We start from the raw sequence: 7,304 nt of genomic DNA on the forward strand, positions 1-7,304 counted from the left end.
TCACGCGTGGGCCGCGGCCTCGTCCTGCGCCGGAGTGTCCCGCGAGGTCCGGTCGGGGTCCTGGGGCAGCACGGACGGGGCGTCGTCGGGCGACGGCGTCGGGGCGCCGCCGTCCGGGGCGCCTCCCCCGAGCGCCGCGACGACCGCCTGCGCGGTCCGCTCGCCCATGCCGCGGACGCTCGCGATCTCCTCGACGCTCGCCCCGCGCAGCCGCTTGAGGGAGCCGAAGTGCTTGAGGAGCGCGGTGCGCCGCGCCGGGCCGAGGCCGGGGACGTCGTCGAGCGCCGAGGCCGTCATGCCCTTGCTGCGCTGCCTGCGGTGCTGGGCGATCGCGAAGCGGTGCGCCTCGTCGCGGACGCGCTGGAGCAGGTACAGGCCCTCGGAGGAGCGCTGCAGGATCACGGGGTACTCCTCCCCCGGCACCCAGACCTCCTCGAGCCGCTTGGCGAGGCCGCACAGCGCGACGTCGTCGATGCCGAGGTCCGCGAGGGCCCGCGCCGCGGCCGCGACCTGCGGCGGCCCGCCGTCGACGACGACGAGGTTCGGCGGGTACGCGAAGCGCGCGCGCCGGTCCACGGGCGCGTCCGGGTCCACCTCGCCGCTGCGCGGCACGTAGCCCGCCGCCTCCGCGGCGCGCTCCGCCCGCCCGGCCGCGGCGTCGGAGCCGTCGGCGACGTCGTCCGCCTCGAGGTCCAGCTCGACCTCGCCCGAGCGGGAGCGGTCGGACAGGTAGCGCTTGAAGCGGCGCGAGATCACCTCGTACATCGCGGCCGTGTCGTCGGCGGCGCCGTCGCCGTCCGGCCCGCGGACCGTGAAGTGCCGGTACTCGCTCTTGCGCGCGAGCCCGTCCTCGAAGACCACCATCGACGCGACCTGGTACGTGCCCTGGTTGTGCGAGACGTCGTAGCACTCGATCCGCAGCGGCGCCGTCTCGAGCTCGAGCGCCTCCTGGATCTCGCGCAGCGCCTGGCTGCGGGTCGTCAGGTCGCCCGCACGCCGCGTGCGGTGCAGCGCGAGCGCGTGCTCCGCGTTGGCGCGCACCGTCGCGGCGAGCTCCTTCTTGTCCCCGCGCTGCGGCACGCGGACGTCGACCCGCGCGCCCCGCAGCCCGGAGAGCCACGTGGTGACCTGGTCCGTGTCCGGCGGCAGGACGGGCACGAGGACCTCGCGCGGGACGGCGTCGCGCGCGAGGTCGCGCCCGGCGCGCGTGCCGACGTCCGCCGCGACGGCCTCCTCCGCCGCGCCGTACACCTGCTGCAGCAGGTGCTCGACGAGCTCGGCGTCCGTGACGTCCTCGACCTTCTCGACGATCCAGCCGCGCTGGCCGCGGATGCGACCACCGCGCACGTGGAACACCTGGACGGCCGCCTCGAGCTCGTCGCCCACGAGCGCGAACACGTCGGCGTCGGTACCGTCGCCGAGCACGACCGCGTTCTTCTCCGTGGCCCGCTGGAGAGCGGCGATGTCGTCGCGCAGCCGCGCCGCGGCCTCGTACTCCATGGCGGCGGCGGCCTCGTTCATCTTGCGCTCCAGCCGGCGCACGAACCGCTGGGTGTCACCCGCCATGAAGTCGCAGAAGTCCTCGGCCAGCGCCTTGTGGTCCTCGGGCGTGATGCGCCCGACGCACGGCGCCGAGCACTTGTCGATGTACCCGAGCAGGCACGGGCGGCCCGTCTGGTGGGCGCGCTTGAAGACGCCCGCCGAGCACGTGCGCACCGGGAACACCCGCAGCAGGAGGTCGAGCGTCTCGCGGATCGCCCACGCGTGCCCGTACGGCCCGAAGTACCGCGTGCCGGGCCGCTTCGCGCCGCGCATCACCTGCGCGCGCGGGAACTCCTCGCCCATCGTCACCGCGAGGTACGGGTAGGACTTGTCGTCGCGGTACTTGACGTTAAACCGCGGGTCGAACTCCTTGATCCACGTGTACTCGAGGGCGAGCGCCTCGACCTCGGTCCCGACGACCGTCCACTCGACCGACGCCGCCGTCGTGACCATCGTCTGGGTGCGGTGGTGCAGGTTCGCGACGTCCTGGAAGTAGTTCGACAGACGCGCGCGCAGGTTCTTGGCCTTGCCGACGTAGATCACGCGACCGTACTCGTCGCGGAACCGGTAGACGCCCGGCGAGGTGGGGATCTCCCCCGGCGCAGGGCGGTACGTCGCGGGATCTGCCATGTTCTCCAGCCTAGGTCAGGCCACCGACGCCGGTGGCTCGGGGGTGGGGATGCTCGGGGACGCGGCGACGAGGCGACGACGCCGTGTGACGCGCGTCACCGGCCGTTAGGGTGGCGGCCATGAGCGCACAGCACGGATACGCCGCGACGACCCGCTGGACCGGCGCGGGCGACCGCGGGACCGCGTCCTACACCGCCTACAGCCGCGACCACGAGGTGCTCCTGGACGGGCGCCCGTCGCTGCCCGGCTCCGCGGACCCGGCGTTCCGCGGCGACCCGACCCGGTACAGCCCCGAGGAGCTGTTCCTGGCGAGCCTGTCGCAGTGCCACATGCTGTGGTTCCTCCACCTCGCGGCCGCGGCGGGCGTCGTCGTGCGCGAGTACGTCGACGACGCGACCGGCACCATGCGCGTGGAGTCCGGCGGCGAGGGCCAGTTCACGGACGTCACGCTGCACCCCCGCGTGGTGGTCGACGACGGACCGGGCACGGACGAGGCGGCGATGGCGACCCTCCACCAGCGCGCGCACGACCACTGCTTCATCGCGCGCTCGGTGAACTTCCGGGTGCTCGTCGAGCCGGCACCCGCCCGGCGCGCCGTCGCCTGACACGGAGAGCACAGCACCGAGCCCGCGAGGAGCACCGAGGAAACTCGGGGACGCTCCGAGCACGCCGCGCGGGTGCGGGCCTGCTCGGTCCCGCACCCGCGCCGCCGCTTCCTCGTTAGGCCGCGGACGCCTTGCGGCGCCCTGCCTTCGGCTTCTCCTCGGTCGCCCGACGCGCCGCCGCGGACCGGCCCTTCGTCCCCTTGCCCGCCTTCGCCGCCGGGGCCGACGCCTCGGAGGTCGTCGGCGCGGGCCCGACCGGCACGGGGTCGTTCCCGTCGAGGATCTCCGCGAGGAAGCGCCCGGTGTGGCTCGCCTCGACGCGCGCGACCTGCTCGGGAGTGCCCTGCGCGACGACCTTGCCGCCGCCGGAGCCGCCCTCGGGGCCCATGTCGACGACCCAGTCCGCGCTCTTGATGACGTCGAGGTTGTGCTCGATGACGAGGACGCTGTTGCCCTTGTCGACCAGCGACTGGAGCACGCCGAGCAGCTTGCGGATGTCCTCGAAGTGCAGGCCCGTCGTCGGCTCGTCGAGCACGTAGATCGTGCGACCCGTCGAGCGCTTCTGCAGCTCGCTCGCGAGCTTGACGCGCTGCGCCTCGCCGCCCGACAGCGTCGGGGCGGGCTGCCCGAGCCGGACGTAGCCCAAGCCGACCTCGACGAGCGTCTTGAGGTGCCGCGAGATCGCGGGCACGGCGGCGAAGAACTCGGCTGCCTCCTCGATCGGCATGTCGAGGACGTCCGCGACGGTCTTCCCCTTGAAGTGGACCTCGAGCGTCTCGCGGTTGTAGCGCGCGCCGTGGCACACCTCGCACGGCACGTAGACGTCCGGGAGGAAGTTCATCTCGATCTTCAGCGTGCCGTCGCCCGAGCACGCCTCGCAGCGGCCACCCTTGACGTTGAACGAGAACCGGCCCGGCGTGTACCCCCGCACCTTGGCCTCGGTCGTCTCCGCGAACAGCTTGCGCACGTGGTCCCACACGCCGGTGTACGTCGCGGGGTTGGACCGGGGCGTGCGCCCGATGGGGCCCTGGTCCACGTGCACGACCTTGTCGAGGTGCTCGAGACCGGTGACACGCGTGTGCCGGCCCGCGACCTGGCGGGCCCCGTTGAGCTCGTTGGCCAGCACGGTGTAGAGGATCGAGTTCACGAGCGTCGACTTGCCGGAGCCCGAGACGCCCGTGACCGCGGTGAACGTCCCGAGCGGGAAGCTCACGTCGATGCCCGTGAGGTTGTGCTCGCGCGCGCCGACCACCTTGATCTGGCGACCCGGGTCGGTCGGGCGCCGCTGCGCCGGCAGCGGGATGCTGCGGCGCCCCGACAGGTACGCGCCCGTGACGGACTCCGGCGCCTCGAGCAGGCCCGCGTAGTCGCCCGAGTGCACGACGCGCCCGCCGTGCTCCCCCGCACCCGGGCCGATGTCGACGACCCAGTCCGCGGTGCGGATCGTGTCCTCGTCGTGCTCGACGACGATGAGCGTGTTCCCGAGGTCGCGCAGGCGCGTGAGCGTCTCGATGAGCCGCCGGTTGTCGCGCTGGTGCAGACCGATGCTCGGCTCGTCGAGCACGTAGAGCACGCCGACCAGGCCGGAGCCGATCTGCGTCGCGAGCCGGATACGCTGCGCCTCGCCGCCGGAGAGCGTCGCGGCCGGCCGCTCGAGCGAGAGGTAGTCGAGGCCGACGTCGAGCAGGAAGCCGAGCCGCGCGTCGATCTCCTTGAGAACCTCGGTCGCGATGGCACGCTCGCGCGAGCCGAGCTCGAGCGACCCGAGGAACGCCGCGGCCTCGCGCAGGGGGAGCCGGCACACGTCCCAGATGGACCTGCCACCGACCTTGACCGCGAGCACCTCCGGCTTGAGGCGGGCCCCCTCGCACACGGGGCACGGGACCTCGCGCATGAAGGCCTCGTACTTCTCCTTCGACCAGTCCGACTCGGTCTCGGTGTGCCGACGCTCGAGGAACGTGATGACGCCCTCGAACCCCGTCGAGTACTGCCGCTCACGGCCCCAGCGGTTCTTGTACCGCACGTGGACCTGGTGGTTCTGGCCGTGGAGCACGGCCTTCTTCGCCCGCTCCGGCAGCGCGCGCCACGGCGTGTCCATGGAGAACCCGAGGTCGTCCGCGAGCGCCGTGAGCACCCGCTCGAAGTACTCCGACGAGATCTGCGCCCACGGCGCGACCGCGCCCTCCCGCAACGACTTCTCGACGTCCGGGACGACGAGGTCCGGGTCCACCTCGAGACGGAACCCGATGCCCGTGCACTCCGGGCACGCGCCGTACGGCGCGTTGAAGGAGAACGTGCGCGGCTCGATCTCGTCGAGCGCGAGCTCGTGGTCGTTCGGGCACGCGCGCTTCTCCGAGAAACGGCGCTCGCGGGCCGGGTCGTCCGCGTCCGCGTCGACGAGCTCGACGACGACGAGCCCGCCCGCGAGCCCGAGGGCCGTCTCGACGGAGTCGGTGAGCCGGCGCTGGACGCCCTCGCGCGCGACGAGACGGTCGACGACCACCTCGATGTCGTGCTTGAGCTTCTTCTCGAGCGCCGGGACGTCCGTGAGGGTGCGCACCTCGCCGTCGACTCGGGCGCGGGCGAAGCCCTTGGTCTGGAGCTCCTTGAAGAGCTCGGAGTACTCACCCTTGCGGCCGCGCACGACCGGGGCGAGGACCTGGTAGCGCGTGCCCTCGGGCAGCTCGAGGAGACGATCGACGATCTGCTGCGGGGTCTGCGCGGTGACGCGCTCGCCGCACACCGGGCAGTGCTGCGTCCCGGCGCGCGAGAACAGCAGGCGCAGGTAGTCGTAGACCTCGGTGATGGTGCCGACGGTCGAGCGCGGGTTGCGGTTCGTGGACTTCTGGTCGATCGAGACCGCGGGCGACAAGCCCTCGATGAAGTCGACGTCCGGCTTGTCCATCTGGCCGAGGAACTGGCGCGCGTACGCGGACAGCGACTCGACGTACCGGCGCTGCCCCTCCGCGAAGATGGTGTCGAAGGCGAGCGACGACTTGCCCGAGCCGGAGAGCCCCGTGAAGACGATGAGCTTGTCGCGCGGGAGGTCGAGGTCGACGTTGCGCAGGTTGTGCTCGCGGGCACCGGAGATGACGAGGCGATTGCTCACCGCAGCATCGTACGGCCGACCACCGACACTCGCACAGGTGTTCGACGTCACCTTCGCACCGTACGCGGCGAATGCTCACGAGCAGGGCACGCACGGGCTCGTCGCCGTGACCCGCGTCACCGCGGTGCCGGGTCTCGGCACCCTGTCCGTGGCGGCGGGCGGCACACTGGGCGCATGACGTACACCGGACAGGTCGCCGTGGGCGGCCCGCACGACCTGCGACGCCTGGACGAGGTCGAGATCCGCAAGCTCGCCGTCGGGCCGCTCGCCAACGACGTCTATCTCCTCACGTGCCGGCGCACCGGGGCCCAGCTGCTCGTGGACGCCGCCGACGCGGCCGACGACGTACTCGCCCTCGTGCGGGACGGCTCGCCGTCGGGGCGGCTCGACGGCGTCGTCACGACGCACCGGCACGCCGACCACCTCCGGGCGCTGGCGGAGGTCGTCGCCGTCACGGGCGCGTGGTCGGCCGCCGGTCAGGCCGACGCGGACGCGGTCGCCGCGGCGTCCGGCGTCCCGGTCGCCCGGGTCCTGCGGCACGGTGACGTCCTGCGGGTCGGCGCGCTCGACCTCGAGGTCGTCGCGCTGCGCGGGCACACGCCGGGCTCCGTCGCGCTCGCCTACCGCGAGCCGGACGACGCCACCGGGCCCGGGGCCGTGGCCGGCCGGGTGCACCTGTTCACCGGGGACTCGCTGTTCCCCGGCGGCGTGGGGAACACCGACCGGGACCCGGCGCGGTTCGCGAGCCTGCTGTCGGACGTCGTCGCGCGCGTCTTCGACCGGTTCGACGACGCCACGTGGGTCTACCCTGGTCACGGCGCCGACACGACGCTCGGTGCCGAGCGGCCGCACCTCGCCGAGTGGCGCGAGCGGGGCTGGTAGCGCGGGGCTCGTAGCGGGCGGCAGGGAGCGGGCGCGGCCGAGGCGCGGACCCGACCGCGCGACGTCGGGACGGCCTGGTTCACTGACTCCATGCCGATCCACGCCGTCACCTACGTGTACGCCGACCGCCCCGCCGAGCTCGACGCCCTGCGACCCGAGCACCGCGCGTTCCTCCGCGCCCTGCACGAGCGCCGCACGCTCCTCGCCTCCGGCCCCCTCCCCGCCCACGAGGACGCACCCGCCGGAGCGCTGCTCGTCCTCGACGGCGAGACGCCCGACGACGTCGCCACGGTCCTCGACGAGGACCCCTTCGCACGCGCAGGGCTCGTCGCGGAGCGCACGGTCCGCCCGTGGTCACCGGTGATCGGCGACTGGGCGGACCGCGTCTGAGCCAGGGCGTGCGCTCGCTGCCCTCGCCCCTGGCCGGGTACCGCCGCTAGCTGTACTGACCAGGAGCGTTATTGACGTAGCGAGAGACCTCCGTGTCGAGTGGGAGCTGTCTAGGAACCCGGCTCGTGCCAACGGAGGTCTCTCGT

6 protein-coding genes are annotated in these 7,304 nt (G+C 73.2%); 4 read left to right on the forward strand and 2 right to left on the reverse strand.

The window, feature by feature from the left end; all coding sequences use genetic code 11:
• Positions 1–2,172 (reverse strand): excinuclease ABC subunit UvrC, encoded by a 2,172-nt coding sequence (uvrC, locus tag ACZ4MO_RS08790; protein WP_175008474.1) that lies wholly within the window; start codon positions 2,170–2,172, stop codon positions 1–3.
• A 119-nt stretch (positions 2,173–2,291) separates the two neighbouring features.
• Here uvrC and ACZ4MO_RS08795 point away from each other — a divergent pair, with 119 nt between their 5' ends.
• Entirely contained in the window at positions 2,292–2,777 is a 486-nt protein-coding gene (locus ACZ4MO_RS08795) for an OsmC family protein (RefSeq protein ID WP_175008473.1), read from the forward strand.
• 115 nt (positions 2,778–2,892) lie between these two features.
• Here ACZ4MO_RS08795 and uvrA read toward each other — a convergent pair whose 3' ends face one another.
• Positions 2,893–5,886: an excinuclease ABC subunit UvrA gene (gene uvrA, locus ACZ4MO_RS08800; protein ID WP_175008472.1), complete on the reverse strand. Its 2,994-nt coding sequence runs from the start codon at positions 5,884–5,886 to the stop codon at positions 2,893–2,895.
• Positions 5,887–5,923: 37 nt separating this feature from the next.
• On the opposite strand from uvrA, the gene ACZ4MO_RS08805 reads away from it, so the two are divergent.
• The 3 genes from ACZ4MO_RS08805 to ACZ4MO_RS08815 all read left to right on the forward strand — a co-directional run bounded on the left by ACZ4MO_RS08805 (position 5,924) and on the right by ACZ4MO_RS08815 (position 7,158).
• Complete coding sequence (locus ACZ4MO_RS08805) at positions 5,924–6,064, forward strand: hypothetical protein (RefSeq protein ID WP_186810400.1); 141 nt, start codon at positions 5,924–5,926, stop codon at positions 6,062–6,064.
• The gene (locus ACZ4MO_RS08810; protein ID WP_175008471.1) at positions 6,061–6,768 is read left to right on the forward strand and encodes an MBL fold metallo-hydrolase; all 708 of its coding nucleotides are present in this window, start codon (positions 6,061–6,063) and stop codon (positions 6,766–6,768) included. Before ACZ4MO_RS08805 ends, ACZ4MO_RS08810 begins: the two co-directional genes overlap by 4 nt.
• 90 nt (positions 6,769–6,858) lie before the next feature.
• The gene (locus ACZ4MO_RS08815) at positions 6,859–7,158 is read left to right on the forward strand and encodes a YciI family protein (RefSeq protein ID WP_175008470.1); all 300 of its coding nucleotides are present in this window, start codon (positions 6,859–6,861) and stop codon (positions 7,156–7,158) included.
• Positions 7,159–7,304: the final 146 nt, after the last annotated feature.

The organism is Sphaerisporangium cinnabarinum (assembly GCF_055567015.1).